Source organism: Gordonia gummivorans (assembly GCF_022513585.1).
Classification (GTDB): domain Bacteria; phylum Actinomycetota; class Actinomycetes; order Mycobacteriales; family Mycobacteriaceae; genus Gordonia.
Genome location: NZ_JAKWBF010000083.1, coordinates 1 through 1,062 on the forward strand (window position 1 = coordinate 1; position 1,062 = coordinate 1,062).

The following is a 1,062-nucleotide window of genomic DNA, read 5'->3' on the forward strand; positions in this document are numbered from 1 at the left end:
TGCGTCGGCGAGTATGGCGCGTGCGTCGGTGACGGTGTTGAGGGTGAGCGCGCTGCTGATGCTGTGCCACTTGCCGCCGCGTGCGCCTCCTGCGCCGTTGGGTGCGGTGAGTGCGCGGCCGCAGCGTTCGAGCCAGGACACGTCGGTGACGTGGAAGGCGGCGTCGATCCAGCGCGGGCCATGCCACGGCTGGGGTCCACCGAGGACGTCGAATCTCATGATGAGGATGTCGATGATCGCGGCCACCTGGTCGAGTGTGGTGCGGTGTTCGCCGAGGGTGCGCCACGCCTGGATGAACTGGTCGTCAGCTTCGGCGAGGTCGGCGGGTGTCGCGCCGGCGGGGACGAGTTCTGCTGCCTTCGCGATCGCGGTGCACGCGGTGGTGAACGTCGGCCGGATGGATTCGATGAGCTGGTCGCCTGCTTTGCCTTGGAGGGTGCGCGCGAACTGTTGGGTGAGTTCGTGTTTCGCGGTGACCTTGAGGTCGGCCGGATTGCGGTTCGGCTGCACGAGAGCGTCGTCGAGAATGGCTGCGGCGTTGTCGGCGTCGAGGTCACCGCGGCGGACGATGCTGGCGATGTCGGTGGCCTCTGGGGGTGTCCAGTCGGCGACCGCGGCCATGGTGTCGGTGATCGCGGCCAGCTCGGCGGGGATGGTGCCGCCGAGGGCGGTGGTCTGCTCGACGAGGTTGGCGATGTCGCCGGGTAGCGCGTTGGTGTTCACTTCTTGTCTCCGAATCCCCACGAGGCCGGGTACGCGGGGCCGTCATCCTTCGGCTTGGGCTTCTGCTCGGCGGGCTTGTCGTCGTCGGCGGGTGGCCGGACTTCGGCGACGAGCTTGGCGAAGTCGTCGTCGGTCAGCTCGGACAGGTACTGCTTGACGGCGGCTTCGAGGACGTCAGTGGGTTGTGCCATGGTGTGTTCTTCCTTGTGCGTAGTCGATCACGTTGTTGCGGTTGAAGATCCATCGGCCGGCGACTCGGTTTCCGTCGAGGTCGGCGGCGATGCGTCGGACGTGGCGCGGGGTGATGCTGAGTAGTTCGGCGGCCTGGTGGGTGTCGAT

At 67.2% G+C, this 1,062-nt stretch carries 2 protein-coding genes; both read right to left on the bottom strand.

The features are described 5' to 3' along the window. Positions 1-723 (bottom strand): hypothetical protein (locus MKW15_RS24180; protein ID WP_240862936.1); only part of this gene is annotated, 723 nt, incomplete at its 3' end. Further along, positions 720-914, bottom strand: coding sequence for a hypothetical protein (locus tag MKW15_RS24185; RefSeq protein ID WP_240862938.1), 195 nt, complete (start codon positions 912-914; stop codon positions 720-722). The genes MKW15_RS24185 and MKW15_RS24180, both read right to left, overlap by 4 nt. Between the last annotated feature and the right edge of the window lie 148 nt (positions 915-1,062).